Source organism: Spirochaeta isovalerica (assembly GCF_014207565.1).
GTDB lineage: Bacteria > Spirochaetota > Spirochaetia > DSM-2461 > DSM-2461 > Spirochaeta_F > Spirochaeta_F isovalerica.
Genome location: NZ_JACHGJ010000001.1, coordinates 434,234 through 451,946, shown reverse-complemented (window position 1 = coordinate 451,946; position 17,713 = coordinate 434,234). Strand labels below are relative to the sequence as shown.

Below are 17,713 nucleotides of genomic sequence, written 5' to 3'. Positions count from 1 at the left end.
AATGAATTGGAAAGAACTACTGACTCCACTGAATATTCTCATAGTTTTATCAGGAATAATTCTGATGGTGTTAATCATCATCATTATCCTGCTGCTTAATAGAAACAGATTTAAAAAACGGCTCTTGTCAGTATACAGAGATCCCCTGCTTCTTGAAAAAGAGTATCAGGAATATTTTACACCGGCAAGAATCATGGGCCGGTCTCAATTAATCGAAAAGATGGCGCTGAAATACGGTATTGACCTACTGCAGATTATAGGTATCAATAATCTCTGGTTTACGGAACTGAAAAAGCATAAGAGTAAAAAGCTTTACAAAAGAGTTTTAAACTATTATCCGGAAAGAGGTCTCTTTACCTGTTTTCTGATTGCCCTGGAGCGTAAAGATTATGCGGCCATTCTCAGAAACTGGCTCGATGACAGCGAAGAATTCCTGATAACGAGAAGAATAGCCCTATCTGGCGTCGGCGAAGAGTTCAGCGGAGAGAAAGCTCTGGATTTTTTCCGTGAGAAACTCCCGCAGATTCGGGAAATGACGGGAGATCCTCTATGGGCATCGAGATATTTTGCCGTCAAGATCCTGCTTTATGATGATAGTGATCAATCATCAAGGGCTGTATGGGAGAGCATAAGGGATCCTCATCCACTTATAAGAAAAACCATTGCATCCGAATTCCAGACTCCGAATCGGGATAAATTATATAATGAATTATTCCGACTTTATCTCAATGATCCTGTTAGAGAAGTCAGGGCAGCAGCTAAAGACCGCATAAACCATGATTTCACCGATGTCTATAATATCAGCATTGAAAATCTTCAGACACATGAAGCCATTCACGCCCTGGAACACCTGAGCTCCTTTTCAAAAGCTGACGAGGACACGGCATTGAGATTTCTGGATCATGACAATCTGGAGCTGCGTTTCGCCGCTGCGAGATTTCTGGAAGAACGGGGAGCTCTCAAACGGCTTCTCGAAGAAGCCGATCTGGGTGACAGAGAAAATCTTAAAAGAATTGATCGTCTTCTTAGAAAAAGCTGTGAAGTACATGTATCTTCTTTTCTTGAATTATCCGCCAAAACGAACAATGCAGGGTCGTTATATGTCGTCACGGGCATTCTGGCGGACAAAGGAGAAGTCTCTCTGATTGAACCTGTGTGCCGCAAAATATTTTCCATGAATCAATCTACAGCGGAAAATATCGAGCTTTTTGATCGGGCACTCCTTTGCCTGAACAAACGGGGGTCCGATCAGGCCTTAGAGTATCTCAACGATTTCCTCAGGAAAAACAGGAATAATGATGTTATCGTTGAAAAAATACTGAAATTACTGCCGGTCAGGGGTGCGACAATTTTTATATCCAACCTGATTAGCTTTTTAGAAGATGACAAATTTCATGCACGGGAAGATCTTAGAAATGCAATCTGCCGCATGGATCAGGATCTCTATATTCAGAAAATGCTCGAAATAATAAAATCTGACAGAGGCACGTACAGTCATAATGTCAGAAAAGATGCGCTGAAAATTCTCATTCAGCTGAAACAGTCTTTCTGTCTGCAGACAATTCTTGAGAACCTCCCTATCCTGCCCCAGCATGAAGCCCGGGAGATCGCAGGTTTGCTGACTGAATATGACAGAAATGAGTTCGATCGATTGACAGAAATTCTTCTTGAAAGCGATGACGCTTCGGTTCGATCATCTCTCATATCCTGTCTTCCTGCTGTTGACGGTAAATCATTTATTAAAGAGATCAGAAAGTCGCTGGGCGATGCCGATCCTGAAGTTCGAATAGCTTCCATATGGGCGCTTGTAGATTTTGGTGAGACAAAGACAGTAAGTTCAGCAATAGCTATGCTGAGAGATCCGGTGGAAAGGGTCCGTATGGAAGTGGCTATGGCCATAGCCGGATCCGGCTCAGATAATTCTCTGCTGGAATTAAAAGACGTTCTTTTTGATGAAAACGAAGTTGAATCAGTCAAGATTCCGGCCATCCGCGGATTGGGATTTTCAGAAAGTATCAAATCCATAGAGATTCTGACTGAATTACTGGATAAAACTGATGATTTTAATCCTGTGATAATAAAAGCTCTGGAAGGTAAAACTTCAAAAAAAGAAATATCCCGATTAATTGAAATTTTCAAAGACGGATCACCCCGTTTGCGAGATAAATTGGCAAATGCTTTCAGTGCGATGAAAGAAGAAGGAGAGGAAATGATGGTTTCTCTCTTGAAAGAGGATATTACGGCATTAAAACCCCATATCTGTGAAGTTCTGGAAAACACTGGGTTTATAGAGAATCAGATTCGCTTTCTAAAACATCGAGATCCCTCGCTCAGGAGAAAAGCAGCTGATGAGTTGTCATACATTGGTACTGCTTCGGCTTTCAGAGGCATTGTTCTGGCGGCAAGAGATTCTGATAAAGATGTCCGCATAGCTGTTACAAGAGCGCTTGAGCAATTAAATAACAGCGAAGGAACGGAAATCCTTAAAACTCTGGAAAACGATCCGGACCGGAAAGTGAGAAAGTATACGGCCTGGGCGCTGGAAAGACTTAACTCTAAAAATATGGAATAAAAGAAGGAGCTGTTCTGAAATTGAACAGCTCCTTCTTAAAGAAATGATTATTTTAAAGTAATAATTGATTTATCGTAGTCGTCGGGAGCGACATAACCGAGAAGGTTGATACAGGTTGCAGCGAGGGAACTGATCCCGAGACCTTCAACGAGCTCTTTATCGTAATCCCCGGCATAGTCAGGGTCATAAATAACACAGGGAACAGGATTCAGAGAGTGTGAGGTTTTTGCTTTAGGTGTTCCTTTTGCATTATGTATAACCGCCCCTGTCTTTTTGTCATGTTCATACATATCATCAGCATTACCATGATCAGCAGTCAGAATGAGTATTCCTCCGGCTTTCTCAACGGCTTCTCTGATTCTTCCGATTTGCCTGTCCATAGCTTCCATGGACTCAACAACGGCACTATACACACCGGTGTGCCCGACCATATCGCCGTTGGGAAAATTCAGTTTGATAAAGGGATAGTTTCCCGATGAAATTGCTTCGAGAAGATTATCCGTTATTTCTTTACACTTCATGGCAGGCTTGTTTTCAAAAGGAACGTTATCAGAAGGAATTTCGACGTAAGTTTCAAGTTCTTCGCTGAATTTTCCTGTTTTGTTTCCGTTAAAGAAATAAGTCACATGTCCGAATTTCTGAGTCTCACTGATGGAATACTGCTTGATCCCCGTCGCTACAAGATACTCGCTCATTGTTCTGGAAATCTCAGGAGGATTAACGAGGTACTGTGCGGGAATATGCAGGTCTCCGTCGTACTCCATCATTCCGGCATACTCAACAGCCGGAACTTTTACTCTATCAAACTCATGGAAGCTTTCCCCTTCGGTGAAAGCTTTGGAGATTTCAATGGAGCGGTCTCCACGGAAATTGAAGAAGATAACGCTGTCGCCATCAGAAACAGGGCCGAGAGGATTACCTTCATTATCAGCAATAACGAAGGGAGGCAGGTCCTGATCAATAGCTCCGGACCTTTCTCTCAGGTCGACAATGGCTTCATGAGCTGAAGTAAAGAGTTCCCCTTCACCCAGAACATGCGTTTTCCAACCAAGCTCAACCATTGACCAGTCTGCATTATAACGGTCCATGGTTATTTTCATTCTCCCACCGCCCGAAGCAATCGCTGCATCGAAAGAGTCATCATTCAGATCATTCAAAAACGCTTCAAAGGGATCAAAATAATCAAGCGCTGAAGTTTCTCCTACATCCCGGCCGTCAAGCAATGCGTGCACGCGAACCATTGATACACCGTCTTTTTTAGCCTGTTCAATCATGGATTTCAGATGATTTATGTGAGAATGAACATTACCATCGGACAGAAGACCGATAAAATGCAAAGCCGCTTTATTGGATATGGCGTTAGCGACGAGCTTCTTCCATGTGCCGCCGGTAAACATGGCTCCTGTATCAATGGAATTCTGAACCAGCTTTGCTCCCTGGGAAAAGACTCTTCCGCACCCCATTGCATTGTGTCCAACTTCAGAGTTGCCCATATCGTCGTCCGAAGGAAGACCGACAGCTTTACCGTGGGCTTTCAGTCTTACTGATGGATTGTTTTTCGTTATATCATCGAGAACCGGTGTTTTCGCGCCGAGAACGGCATCGCCTTCCTCGTATTTACCAAACCCGACCCCGTCCATTATACATAGTACAACAGGACCTTTTCTTCCTTTGAAAGAAGGATTCTTCTTAAGTGAATCAACCACTTGTCACCCCTTAAATAATATTCTTCATTTATCTGTAAAAGTATATTTATAATACTCAAAGAAAAGAGGAACATCAAGGATTCAGGTGTTATTTGGATTAATCAGGGTAAAGATCTCTGATCTTGAGGAACTCGTCCATATTACCCAGAAGAATTTCAACCAGATTCGGGTCAAAGTGTGTACCCCTTTGGTCGGCGAAAAAGATTTTTATATCATCCAGACTCCAGGGATTTTTATAAACCCTTTTATGGTCCAGCGCATCGAAAACGTCAGCGATTGCTGTAATTCTTCCGTAAATGTGGATATCTTCTCCGGCCAGGCCATAGGGATATCCACTCCCGTCCCATTTCTCATGGTGCTGAAGAGCGATAATAGCAGCGGCTTTCAAAATGCTCCGATCCGAACCTTTAAGAATTTCATATCCGATGATCGTATGAGTTTTGATGACTTCGAACTCTTCTTTGGTGAGTTTTCCCGGTTTATTGATAATAGCTTCAGGGATCCCGATTTTCCCGATATCATGCATGGGCGAAGCGGAGCGGAGCAGTTCTATCTCCTCATCGCCAAGACCGATTTTCCGACCGATGAGGGCGCTGAAAGCTCCTACTCTTTTTACATGGTTACCCGTTTCCTTGGACCGGGATTCCACGACCTCACCGAGAGTGGTTATTATTTCTTTCTGTGTATCTTCAATTTCCTTATTCAGAAAAATGTTGTCATAGGCTACGGAAATATTAGATGCGAAAATTTTAATGAGTTCTTTATCGAGTTCGGAAAGGACTTTATTACCTTTCAGATATAAGAGGTTAACCGCACCTTTGCCCCTCTCGAAATATCCCACATAGGTATCTTCAAAAAAACGGCTCTGTTTTTCCTCCAGAACAGTTTCGACAATTTTCTTTTCTTTCTCGCCTATTGCCGATGTAGCAGACAAACCTTCAAGGCCGGAGTAATCGCCTGTGCCGGAGAGCACATAAAGGTCTTCCTCTTCTCCGCCCAAAGCGAACCCGGAAGATTGAAGCATAAAGGATGTTTCATCAAACTGAAGGAGCGCGGTCAATTGCGTCAGAACACCGGAGGTGAAAGTTTTGAGGTTGTTTTCTTCGAACATACCCGCAGAAGATACGATAATCTGTTCCAGCCCTCTCTTATTCCTGTCTATGGTCTTTATATCCCGGAAAGAGCGGATGGAAGATGTAATCGTTGTAAACAGTTTCTGATCTGTCAGTTCTGTTTTTTCTTTGTAGTCATTAATATCGTAATCCCTGATAACCTGCTTTTCCGGAGCCTGGCCGGGCTGCCCGGTTCTGAGGATAATTCTGACAAAATTGTTTTTTAATTCTTCTCTTATCCACCGGACTGTCTCAAGCCCGGAATTTTCTTTCTCCATTACCACATCGAGGAGTATGACAGCGGTATCGGGGTTGTCGGCAATGAGCTTTCTTGTTTCACTGCCTGTATAAGCGCTCAGAAACTCCAGCCCGGATCCATCGAAAGTGTAATTGCTGAGAACCATTTTGGTTACGGAATGAATCTCTTCCTCGTCATCAGCTATAATCAGTTTCCATTTATGATCTGTATCGGGAGATACGATATTTTCCTCTTCGTCAGCGAAAATGAACTGATCATCACTCATTAAAAAAACACCCTCCTGTAACCGGATATTTTAATTTTAGTTCACACTCTTGGAGAGAACAAGAACATAATTCACATGCTATTGCCTAAAAAAGAAAAAGTATCAACAATAAGATTATGAAGAACTCTAATGTAGCTGTAGTTAAATGCGGCGATTATGATAGTGAAAAAGTATTCTTTTCAATTAAAGAAGCCATTGAAGCAGCGGGAGATTTCCCTGATGTATATAACAAAACCGTTTTGCTGAAGCCTAACCTTCTGTACCCGGTTCCGCCTGAAAAAGCCGTCACGACTCATCCTGCAGTCGTCGAGGCCCTGATCCGAATAGTAAAGGAGAGAGGAGCCCTGTCTGTAAAGGTCGGCGATTCCCCGGGCGTCGCTTCCACAGAGAGTGCCGGCCGTAAGAGCGGGGTCAAGGAGGTCGTTTTACGGCATGACGCCGAATGGGTCGATTTTTCCGATCCCGCGCTTCTTGAGTATAAACAGGGTGTGGTTCAAAAACAGTTCTTTCCAGCAAAGGTTGTCCTGGAATGTGATGTTTTAATATCTCTTGCGAAACTCAAAACTCATGAAATGATGTATTTTACCGGAGCGATGAAGAATCTTTTCGGGACAATTCCGGGGTTGAATAAATCCAGGTTTCATTTTAATTTTCCTGAAAAAGAAGATTTCGCTTCGATGATTGTCGATTTGAACGGGGCTCTGAATGCCGATTACGCTGTTATGGATGCTGTAGTCGCGATGGAAGGCGCGGGACCGGGGAGCGGTTATCCAAAGCACCTGGGTTTTATTGCAGCCTCTGCGAATTTGCTGGCTCTGGACGCCGCCTGCGCATCAATCGTCGGATATGACCCGCTGGAAATTCCCATATTCCAGGAAGCTTTGAAAAGAAAAATATGGTTGAACAGTTTCGAAGAAATAACTTATCCCGCTATGCAGCCCGCAGAAGTGAAGCCGGAGACATTTAAAAAAGTAAAAATACTCAAGGATACCGGGTTTATAAAAAAAATCCTTCCCGACTTTGTTTTTAAACTTGTTAAAGACTTATATGTTCCCAGACCGTTTTTCTCAAAATCAAAATGCATAGGCTGTGGGAAATGTGTTGAAATATGTCCGCCTGATGCGCTTGAATTGCAGGGAAAAGAGAATAAAAGAAAAGCTGTTGTTGATTACAGTAAATGTATACGGTGCTACTGCTGTCATGAAGTCTGCCCCGTTGATGCTATCCGCATCGGTCGCTTCTGATTAAAGATTGAGAAAGCCTGTTTTCTCCTGTTCGATTACGAACCATACCCCGGTTGCCGCATCCGCTACTGTATTCAGGAATTTCAATGAGATTTCTGAAACCTTTCTTGCAGCTTTCCGTTCCAGAATTTCTTTTTCAACCAGATAGTCGGATATCCGGTTTATAGCATCTTCTCTATCTCTCTCCTTATTATCGCCTATATAGGCAATGACTTCAGCCTTTATCCTGGTTCTCTCATCGAGTTCCTTCGGGAAAGCAGTAAAAACGAGAAGGGAACCGCTATTGTCTTCCAGAATATAAACCTGCAGATCGGTAAATGGAATTCCGGCGACAAATGTCACTTCACCGGATAGACGGACGGTATCGCCTTTATATCTCTCCGGATTACTTTTCAGCCTGTCTATCGAGAGAGCTGCCAGAGGGGTTGTTATGACAAAGAGAAGGCAGAAAAATAATATTTTTCCTGAAAGTTTCATCCGATTCTCCTGAAGAAGCGATATTCATTTATTTTCGGCATTATTTTAAATTGTAAATATGAAAATATTCATTTTTAACTTATTCTTAATAAAGGGAGAGGTTAATGAACGATCGAATGCTTAATGATTTAAAGGAGTTCTGCAGACCGGATTGCGACCGTTATGATTTCCTGATCAACTGGCTGACGAAAGAAGAAATAACACACAGCGTTATTCCGACAGGTGAAGCCAGGCATATTCTCATCCGTCTCGACAAAGTCCGTCCTTATCTGAAACGTTATTATGTCAAAACGCTTGTAGCCCATTATGACAGGGTATCGGGCACTCCCGGAGCCAATGACAACAGCGCGGCGGTCATGCAATTGCTGCACTCCATAAGTATGCTCAAAAATCTGAAATTCGCTCATAATATTCAGATCATTCTTACAGATAAAGAAGAAATAAGTCCAGAGATGTCGGTTACGAACCAGGGAGCCTTTCAGCTGGCCCGGCTTTTCAGGGAAAAGAGTATTTCCAATTGTATTTTTTTTGTTTTTGATATGTGCGGCATAGGAGATACTCTGATTTACGGCCAAACCGGATTGCAGCTTTTAAAGTCGAAAGAAGAAAAAGACAGGCGATACAGCCCGATAGTGAAACATATGGAGCTGTTTTCCAATGTTTTATCCAATCTTTTTCTCGAATTCAGAAGCGGAGAGTTTTTTAATATAAATCTGCTGTTTTCAGATGATCTGGGACTATTACTCAATCGCTATCCATCGGTGCAGTTGTCTGTTCTCCCTTATGATGAAGCCATTATCGCAAAAAGCCGCCTGATTGCCCGAAAAGAAGAACAATGGCAGTACATATATGACAAGGGGATGTTATCCCCGGAATACCAGGATTTTATCGAACGCAACATTCCTCCTTCCTGGAAGAACAACCACTCCGGTGAAGATAAGGTTGAAACTCTTACGGACAGCGCTTTCCATTTAATTGAAGAGTTCATAATGGAACTTGCGGGATTTCAGATTCCTTTCGGAGATGTAGAAACATGAACGGACTTCAGACATTAAAGCTGAACAAAAAAGCTTTCAAGTTATATCAGAAAGCCCGGAAGCTTCCCAAATGGTCAAAAGAAACCAGAAATTTCATGATAAAATCCGCTGAGAATGTCCCCATTACAAGTCGAGATCTTCTCAATCTCTATGAAATACTCATCTTCATTGTAGAAAATACTGAAATATTCCCCGAAGAAGCGCAATTCAGAATCAAAAACGGCAATAAAGTCATTTACCTGAACAGCGCCGGTGAATTTCTGGAACAGCGGTTACTGAACGAAGATAAGCCACTGAAAGGACACATGTTCAATGGTCCGATTCATCTTTCGCCCGGCCTGGAAATGAAGCCGGTGGATTTTTCTACCTTCATAAGCGGTTATTTCCGAGGACATATATCAGCTGCTGTCCTTAAGGATCTCTGCTCTGTTCCGGAACCTTTAAAGGTGGTCTGGAATATCCCCCTGATAAGAACAATTTATCTCAGGTTCAGCCTGCCTAAATGGGAATCCCCTCTTGAAGCAATGAATCAGATTCAGACTTATCTGATAGAAAATGCATTCCCCAGATCATATGTCCGCCTTATTGAGAACTGCCTTGTCAACAACGGGAGAATGGGTTTCAGTCCACCCGAGGTTCTGAATAAAATAGTCATGGTTCATCTGGAGCGGTATGGAGATAATCCTGAAAGTTTCAAGGAAGCTATGACGCTGCAATGGTCAATGACCAGAAGGCTAAACGCACTTTTCGGTAAGGAGAATGACGGAACGACATTCAATCAGTATTCATTACGGAAACTGATAATACCCCTTCTCTCTCCTGATTCGAGATTCACAAAAGAAGTATCTCTGGCTGAAACGGATCGCCTTTTCCGGGATGTCGCTATCCGCTGGAAAGAAGTCATGACCGAACCATACAAATATACGAAAGACATTTTCGATAATTACGGCGATCTTTATATTACGAGCGTGTGCCGTATTGAAAAGCCTGAAATCATTCGCAGGGAGATAATTAGACTTCTCAACCATATAGATTTTATCAGCAGCCGGATATCCGATGAGAAACAATACACACGATTTCTAAAACCCCTCCACGTACAGGGCGTTGAAGAAATTCGAAAAAAATCAATATCCGGCAACATCCAGGCAACAATGCGCCTTGTAATGCAGAAGCATTTCGAACTTATTGAGGAATATACAATTCTCGACTACCCGATAGATTACAGGCAGTATATGACCTTTTTTTCCGGGGGCTTTATAAAATCTCCGGAAGATATTGATTTTTTCCAGAACGCCGTAAGAAAAATCCGTCAGCTCAATTCCACGGAAACAGATGAGATACTCAAAGTCATGATGCTCTATGCTTCCGATGTTAAAGAGACACAAAAAATCATAGATTACATATCTTCCTGTAAAGTATTCGATCGAGAGATATTCCAGAAATGGAAAGAACTTCATGATGAAAAACAGGATGAAGCTATATACAGCCTGAATAAAACATTTGATAAATATATACTCGATCCGACTCTCGAAATCTCAGTAAAGGAACTACCGAAAGTAGAGCGCATTATCGAAAATGCCATAATCAAACAGGTGGTTCGTTCCCCACGGATCAATCGGCAGGAAATCGAAGAAATGCTTAATAGTGAGACAACAGCTATGGAGCCTGCCATTCCCGATGGTTTTGAAAAACCGGAAGAAGTTACGCTGACCGAAAGTCTGTACGGAAACAGGAGCTCCTCGGATCAACAGTTCCTTGCGGCCAGGCAGCGGTATGTGGGAAGGGCTTATTCCATGCGTAAAGATGAATTATACCGGGACAGACTGGCTTCTTCCATTATAAAAGCCGGAGTTTATTACTACGGAGAGTCCTACGGGGATAATTCAGTCGATATTATGAATAATTTCCAGCTATTCACCGGCGAGATAAACAACCTCACAGGGAAAGCGGGAGAAGTCGGAAGAGAATGCGCGTCATGGATATTACTCCAGGAAAAAGAACTGGCTGAAAAAACGATTTCCCTGATAGAGGAACTGGCCATAAGCGGTTTGATTTCACAGGCCGGTTTGACGGAGCTCGCCTATCCTCCTTTTTCCGATATTATGGAAAAAAGGGAACGGGATTCCTTCTCCATCGAAAACCTTTTAAATCTCAAGGAAATATACGGCATCTATCTCAATGATTATATAAATAATTTCTGTATAAATGAAACGGCTCTGCTTCCTCCTGTCGCGAGAACTCTTTTTCAGAAAAGTTTTCCGGGAACAGAGACAATGATGGAATGTGCCGGAATCATATTGAAAAACCTCCGGGAGAATTTAAATGTTCAGCTCTTCGATGAAGAGCAGGACGCCCTAGTAAGAGGTCATGAGACAGGAGAGTCTCGGAAGCTTACGATTGTCGGAGGAAAAAGAAAAATCGATCAGTTTTTCCACCTTTCAGGGCATAGCGGATACAGAAATCTTTTCAGCGAAATCAAAAGGAAGGACTTTGTTCCCTTCCGGATCATAGACAACAGAGATATGAAAATAGCCGGTTACATTTCCATTCTCATGGGATTCCGTTCGAACAGCAGAGGCAGGCTTATGATCATTTCAGGAATTCATGTGCAGGAGAAATGGCTGTCCAAGTTCAATCCCGTCTTTTTTTATCGTGAAATCAGAAAGGCTCTTGTAAATTTTGCAAAAAGAGTAGATGCTGACATGCTGTGTGTTACACTGTCCGGTGTGAACCATTCAGGAAACAGTTCTCTCAGATCTCTTATGAGAGCTGATCTTGAGGGGAAACCGATAACAAAAACTTCCGCGGTACAGTCTTTTCCGGAGAAATCTTTCTCCTTTAACGAAGTGGCTGTGCTATGGAAAAAGAAAAACGGATAGCAACAGAAACCCATGGCTGTAGATACCAATAAAGTACGACTCAATCCCGAACAGAAACTTGCAGTGGATACAATTGAAGGTCCTCTTCTGATCATTGCCGGCGCCGGTAGCGGCAAAACCGGGGTCATTACCAATCGTATCGTCAACATGCTCAATCACGGGATACCCCAATCGCACATACTGGCTTTGACATTCACAAATAAAGCGGCCAGAGAAATGGGAGAAAGGGTCAAGCTTATTACGGGAAAGAAACTTTCCAATCTGACCATTTCCACCTTTCATTCTTTCGGACTTAAAGTTCTCAAGGAAAAAATAGGATACCTCGGTTACAGGAACAATTTCACGATTTACGATACGGGAGACAAGATGGCCTGTATTAAAGAAGCCGCCCGGGAATTGAAGCTGAAATACGAGAACCCCGAATTAATGGAGCTATCCAATCTCTTTTCAGCGATAAAAACTCAGAGAGTCATGTGGGATCGTACGAATGATATGCATCGCGAACTCTATAATGAATATCTCGATCATATGAAGTTATATAATGCTGTGGATTTTGATGACCTTATCATACTACCCATCAAGCTTTTCGAAGAGTCTGAAGAAATCCTCAATACCTTCAGAAAGCGTTATCGGTATCTTATGGTTGATGAATTTCAGGATACTTCGCTAATTCAGTATAAATTCTTAAACCTTCTAGCCAGTGAGTCTCGTAATATCTGTTGCGTGGGCGATGACGATCAGTCCATTTATTCCTGGAGAGGCGCGAATTATGAAAATCTCGTACAGTTTGAAAAGGATTATCCTGAGCTTATCGAAATAAAACTGGAACGGAACTATCGATCGACGGGAACGATATTGAAAGCTGCGAACGCCGTAATTGCCAACAACACAAACAGGAAGTCCAAGGAATTATGGACTGAACTCAATCACAATGAAATGACAATCAAACTGAACAACCCGGAAGATGACCGCGAAGAAGGTGAGTTTATAGCAGACACCATAGCCATGCTCAGGACCAGAGAGAGAATCAAGTACGATCAGGTCGGAATTCTGATTCGAACCAACAATTTGACAAAAGCGATTGAAGATGCACTGCTGGCCCATAATATCCCCTATACGATGTCCGGTGGTACAAGTTTTTTTGAGAGAAGAGAAATCCGGGACATAATTTCCTATCTGAAAATCATCAATAATCCCGATGACGATATAAATGTCCTGAGGGCTATAAACGTTCCCAGACGGGGTATCGGCAAGAAAACTCTTGAAACGCTGATAAACCTCTCTCAAGCGAAAAGATGCAGTCTTTATTCGGCTATAACTTCAGTCGTTTATTCTTCCGACGCCCCCGTTTCTGATTCCATTAAAGGAAATCTGGCCGACTTTGTCGAGCTGATAGACAGCTATACCAATGCTTTCGAAGAAGGACAGGATCTGGCCGGTACGGCGATGGAGCTTGTCGAAGAAATCGATTACTGGGCTTATCTTTTACAGGAGCATCAGAAAAATGATAAAGTAGCCAAGTGGAAATACGATAACGTCACGATGTTCATTGATTTCTTCCGCCGCTGGGAGAAAAATCCCGATAACCTCGATCCTTCCCTTTCTAAATGGATTAACAGGATAACTCTTGTTACTCGCGATGAGAATCAGGAAGATGATAGCGGAAAAGTTAACCTGATGACAATTCACGCTTCCAAAGGACTGGAATTTGATCATGTTTTTCTTGCCGGTGTAGAAGAGGATATAATGCCACATGCCCGTTCCGTTGCTGAATCAGAGGCGAATATTGAGGAAGAAAGACGTCTTTTTTATGTAGCCATAACCAGAGCGAGAAAATCTCTTTTTATCACCTACTGCCGCAAGAGAAAGCAGCTGAGGGATATTATCGAACCTAAACCTTCCCGTTTTCTGGAAGAGATACCCTCTGACCTGATGGAACAGATGGAAAGCGAAAAAGAAATAGAAAATGCCGATGAAGCCACGGAATATTTCGGCAGAATGCCCTGGAAATAATCAGAGATCTTTAAATTTTTCGATTATCCCGGGAAACTGATTTAATTCTTTTTCAATTGATTTCAAATCAAAAACTTTAATACTGGCTAAAAATATTTCGGCATAGTCTATAAGATCCGAGGCGTTATGTCTTTTCCCGACTTCTCTCAATCTGACTCCGAAGTTTTCCAGCCGGCTCATTCTTCCGGAAGGCTTCAGGTTTTTCCATTCACTCTTGAATTCCTCAAGCTTGATAATAAGGTTATCGAGATCGTCTATATCTCCGGCCTGCATTGTTACTTTTCTCATATCAGGGCTTTTTACAGAATTCAGATTGTCCCGTAACTTATGACCGACCAGATGCACCAGAACTTCTCTTATGCTATCGATGGAATAGGGTTTTGTTATGTAGTCGGAAAAATAATTGATTTTCCCACCTTCTTTGTTAAATAATTCATTCTGAAGAGAAGCGGTAACAGCTACAACCGGTATGGATTGAGTCTGAAGACTTTCCTTCAATTTTTTTGCAGCTGTATAACCATCCATAACCGGCATCTGCAAATCCATGAAAACAATATCAGGTTTTTCTTTCGATATAACCTCGATTGCTTCTTTTCCGTTCTCAGCAGGAAAAGCTTCGATATCCATTTGCTTCAATATCTCTAATAACAAGTTCCGGTTATCGGCAATATCATCAGTCACGACAACTTTTACATCATTGAACCTGTTCGATTTCAGATTTTTTCTGGCTTCTCTGCTTTTTTTCCGAGAGTCGGAAGAAGGTATCGGCAGGTCTTTGAAAACTACGGTGACGGTAGTCCCCTTATCCAACTCGCTTTTAACATCGATCGATCCATTCATGAGCATAGCCAGATTTTTACAGATAGACAAACCGAGACCGGTTCCTGCCGGTTTATTAAGATCGCGGCTTTCGCTTTGCCAGAAAAGATCAAAAATTTTCTGAAGATTCTGCTCGCTGATTCCGCAACCCGTATCGGACACATCTATTTTGAGATCAATCGAGTTGTTATTAACATTTTTCTGGAGAACTTTAAGGGCAATTTTAACAAAGCCTTCATTGGTGAATTTAATTGAATTTCCCGTGAGATTGATCAGGATCTGCCTGAACCTCGTCTCATCGATCAATACTTCTTCAGGTATTTCCGGATCTATATCGAGAATGAATTCCAGCCCTTTCTCCCGAACCCTGAGATTAAAGATATGCCTGATTTCAAATATAACTCTCGAAATATCTACTGCTGATTTCTTTATCGTCATTTTGCCGGCTTCCAGTTTTGATAAATCGAGCAGGTCATTAATGAGGGTCGATAAGCTTTTCCCGGCTGTTTTGATCGAAGTAATAATATGTCTTTTCTCCGGACTGTAATCTTCTTCATTCAAAAGCTCACTGAAACCCACAACAGCATTTAAAGGCGTTCTCAACTCATGACTCATATTAGCGAGAAAAAGACTTTTGGCTTTTGTGGCGTCTTCCGCGATTCTTCTGGCTTCTTCAATTTGAGCCGTTCTTTTCCTCACGCGGTTTTCCAGCTCCAGATTCAATGCTTTTTGTTCTTCCATCTTGCGGATGGCTTCGTCCTGCCTGTTCTTGATCCGCAGATAAATCAAAAGGAAAAGAAGAATAAAGAGAATGATATAGGTTAGGTAAGCAAAATAGGAACGCCAGAATGGTGGTTTGATAGTAAAAGACACGGAGGACCCTTCCATGTTCCAGTTATTTCTACTGTCAGCTCCTATGACTTTAAAGATATAACTTCCGGGATTGAGATTGGTGTACCTGGCAAAATTCCTGAAACCGGAATATACCCAGTCAGAATCGACGCCTTCCAGTTTATAGGCAAACTGATTCTGGCCGGCAGAGGAATAATCACTCAATGTAAATTCAAACCCGATTGTATTTTCACCATAATCCAGAATGAGATTGTTTAATGACCAGGCAGCCCGTCCATCCTGATCGTAGGGAACGCCCAGAACTTCTATGGAATTGATGTTGACCATAGGCTTGTATGTAACGGTCTGTAACTGGAGTTTGGGTATGTAGGTTATACCATTTGTGCCGCCGATATAAAGACTTCCGTCCGATGCTTTAAGAAAACCGCTGGTTAACTCACTGCTGAGAAGACCGGTTTTCTTGTCGATTACTGAAAAGGAATGATCCTTGGGATTGTAAATTGATATTCCCGGGATTGTTACAAAAAGAAGCCTGCCCTCTTCATCTTCGCCGATAGCCATGACAGAATTGCTCAACAACCCATCAGCGGAGGACAACAGAGAGAAAGAGTCAGAGGCCCTGTCGTAAAGATTGACACCTCCGCCGTTTGTCGCAATCCAGAGGTTTCCTGAAGAGTCTTCGTAAATTCGCCGGACATCGTTACTGCTGATGCTGTTTCTGTCTTCAGCATCATGGAGATATCGTATGAAAGAACCGTTCCGGGGATTGAAGCGGTTCAAACCTTTATTGGTACAAGCCCAGACAGTTCCCGTAGAATCGACGAAAAGGCTTCTGATCAGGTTATCAGACAAACTGGTAGGATCATTCTTATCATTTTCATAATAGGTGTAGATTCCTGTATCTGGAGATCTTACAAAGATGCCTCTTGTATAAGACCCGAGCCAGAGGTTGCCTTCATGATCTTCTGCTATTGAGTAAATGAGGTTGTCCGGCAGAGAAGTCTCCCCCTTACCGGAGTAAAACCGCTCGAAATCATCAGATACACGGTTGTATAGATTAAGACCGTTATTGGTTCCGACCCAGAGATTCAGCTTGCTGTCCTCATATACAGCATTGACCAGTGAATTACTCAGGGATTTAGGATTGCTAACTTCACTCTCGTAATTTTTGAAAAGCCCCGTATCGGGATTGAAACGGCTTATGCCATGCCCCTGAACAGCGAACCAGATATTCCCGAATGAGTCCTCCATGGCGGAATTCACTTTTCCCGGAGGCAGAGAAAAGGGAGACTCTGGATCATTTTTATAGAATTTATAAAGGTTTTTCCAATCTACGTACTTATCGATTCCTCCTCCGTTCGTGCCGATCCAGACAACGCCGGAATGATCTCTATAAAGAGAATAAATAATATCGTGAGATATTTCGGAATTGTTTCCCGTATAAAAATGATTCATTCCACCGTCTGTCAAATCGTAAAGTACGAGACCCCCACCCCATGTTCCTATCCAGAGTTTATTTCTTTCATCAGTCAGAAGGCTGTATACCCTGTTGTCAATCGTATCAAGTCTTTCAGCTTTTAGCGTAGATGTGTTGAAAAACGCCACGCCTCCCGGAGACGTCTTTCCTTCCCAGGTTCCCACGATAAGAATATTCCGGTCCGCAGGATGCTGTTTTAAAGTCATGACATAATTGCTCGGGATAGTTGTAACATCAACAGAAAGGCCCAGCTTTTCCATAATAAAGTCATCCGAACGGGTTGCACTTATATCATCTTCACCCAGGCTATCCTTGTATTGCTGTATGCTTAACTGAATAATATCTTCAGAACAACTGAAGGTATCGAACCTTCCGAGATTTTCATTCCAACGGCTTAAGCCGCCGTAAGTCCCTACCCAGAGAACGCCCTCCGCATCGTTTAGTATTGTTCTGACGGTATTATCGGGAATAGAAAATTTATTATCGCCATCATGGGAGAAGCGGGTAAAAGATCCATTTTCCTCGTCGAAAAGATTCAAGCCGTTCAGGGTTCCCACCCATAAACGTCCCTGAGAGTCCTTTTCAATAGCGACGACGACATCGTTGCTTAGAGATGTGTTATCGCCATCTATACTCGGATAATTGGTAAAGATTCCCTTTTCTATATCATATCGGCAGAGCCCGTTATAGGTTCCGATCCAGAGGATATTATTATCGTCCATGAACAAGGTTTGTATCTGATTATGGGGAAGAGAATTGGAGTCGAAAGGATCATTCAGGTAAGTCGTAAAACTGTAACCGTCATACCTTGTTAACCCGGACTGAGTCCCGAACCACATAAAACCGCGTGAATCCTGAACAATGGCGGAGACAGATGAATTGGGGAGTCCATCGCTGATTGTAATATGATCAAGACGAAATGTCTGAATGGGTTCGCCGCATAAAGAAAGAACTGAGAAGAACAGAGAAAAAACTAATAAAACCTGACGTTTCATGAAACT

General features: G+C 42.5%; 9 protein-coding genes. 5 read left to right on the top strand and 4 right to left on the bottom strand.

Translation table 11 applies throughout. The features are described from left to right. The first annotated feature begins 1 nt into the window (after window position 1). A complete protein-coding gene (locus HNR50_RS01925) occupies window positions 2-2,572 on the top strand; it encodes a HEAT repeat domain-containing protein (protein ID WP_184742897.1) in 2,571 nt (856 codons plus the stop codon). Window positions 2,573-2,619: 47 nt separating this feature from the next. On the opposite strand, the gene gpmI is transcribed toward HNR50_RS01925, so the two are convergent. Then, window positions 2,620-4,278 carry a 2,3-bisphosphoglycerate-independent phosphoglycerate mutase gene (gpmI, locus tag HNR50_RS01920; RefSeq protein ID WP_184742895.1) on the bottom strand — a complete coding sequence of 553 codons (1,659 nt, stop codon included), beginning with the start codon at window positions 4,276-4,278 and terminating at the stop codon, window positions 2,620-2,622. A gap of 97 nt (window positions 4,279-4,375) precedes the next feature. Next, on the bottom strand, window positions 4,376-5,914 hold the full coding sequence (locus HNR50_RS01915) for a DUF3369 domain-containing protein (RefSeq protein WP_184742893.1): 1,539 nt from the start codon (window positions 5,912-5,914) through the stop codon (window positions 4,376-4,378). A gap of 116 nt (window positions 5,915-6,030) precedes the next feature. On the opposite strand from HNR50_RS01915, the gene HNR50_RS01910 reads away from it, so the two are divergent. Further along, window positions 6,031-7,158 (top strand): DUF362 domain-containing protein, encoded by a 1,128-nt coding sequence (locus HNR50_RS01910; RefSeq protein WP_184742890.1) that lies wholly within the window; start codon window positions 6,031-6,033, stop codon window positions 7,156-7,158. Here the strand turns inward: HNR50_RS01910 and HNR50_RS01905 are convergent, their stop codons facing one another. Next, window positions 7,159-7,635, bottom strand: a complete 477-nt coding sequence (locus HNR50_RS01905) for a hypothetical protein (protein WP_184742887.1) — start codon at window positions 7,633-7,635, stop codon at window positions 7,159-7,161. Window positions 7,636-7,739: 104 nt separating this feature from the next. Between HNR50_RS01905 and HNR50_RS01900 the strand changes: the two genes are divergently transcribed. From HNR50_RS01900 to HNR50_RS01890, 3 genes are read left to right on the top strand one after another with little or no spacing between them, the layout of a single operon-like run. Next, window positions 7,740-8,672, top strand: a complete 933-nt coding sequence (locus HNR50_RS01900; RefSeq protein ID WP_184742884.1) for a M28 family peptidase — start codon at window positions 7,740-7,742, stop codon at window positions 8,670-8,672. Then, the gene (locus HNR50_RS01895; protein WP_184742881.1) at window positions 8,669-11,551 is read left to right on the top strand and encodes a hypothetical protein; all 2,883 of its coding nucleotides are present in this window, start codon (window positions 8,669-8,671) and stop codon (window positions 11,549-11,551) included. Before HNR50_RS01900 ends, HNR50_RS01895 begins: the two co-directional genes overlap by 4 nt. A gap of 12 nt (window positions 11,552-11,563) precedes the next feature. After that, window positions 11,564-13,564 carry an ATP-dependent helicase gene (locus HNR50_RS01890; protein ID WP_184742878.1) on the top strand — a complete coding sequence of 667 codons (2,001 nt, stop codon included), beginning with the start codon at window positions 11,564-11,566 and terminating at the stop codon, window positions 13,562-13,564. Here the strand turns inward: HNR50_RS01890 and HNR50_RS01885 are convergent, their stop codons facing one another. After that, window positions 13,565-17,707, bottom strand: a complete 4,143-nt coding sequence (locus tag HNR50_RS01885; RefSeq protein WP_184742875.1) for a two-component regulator propeller domain-containing protein — start codon at window positions 17,705-17,707, stop codon at window positions 13,565-13,567. It lies immediately after the preceding gene. Window positions 17,708-17,713 lie beyond the last annotated feature (6 nt).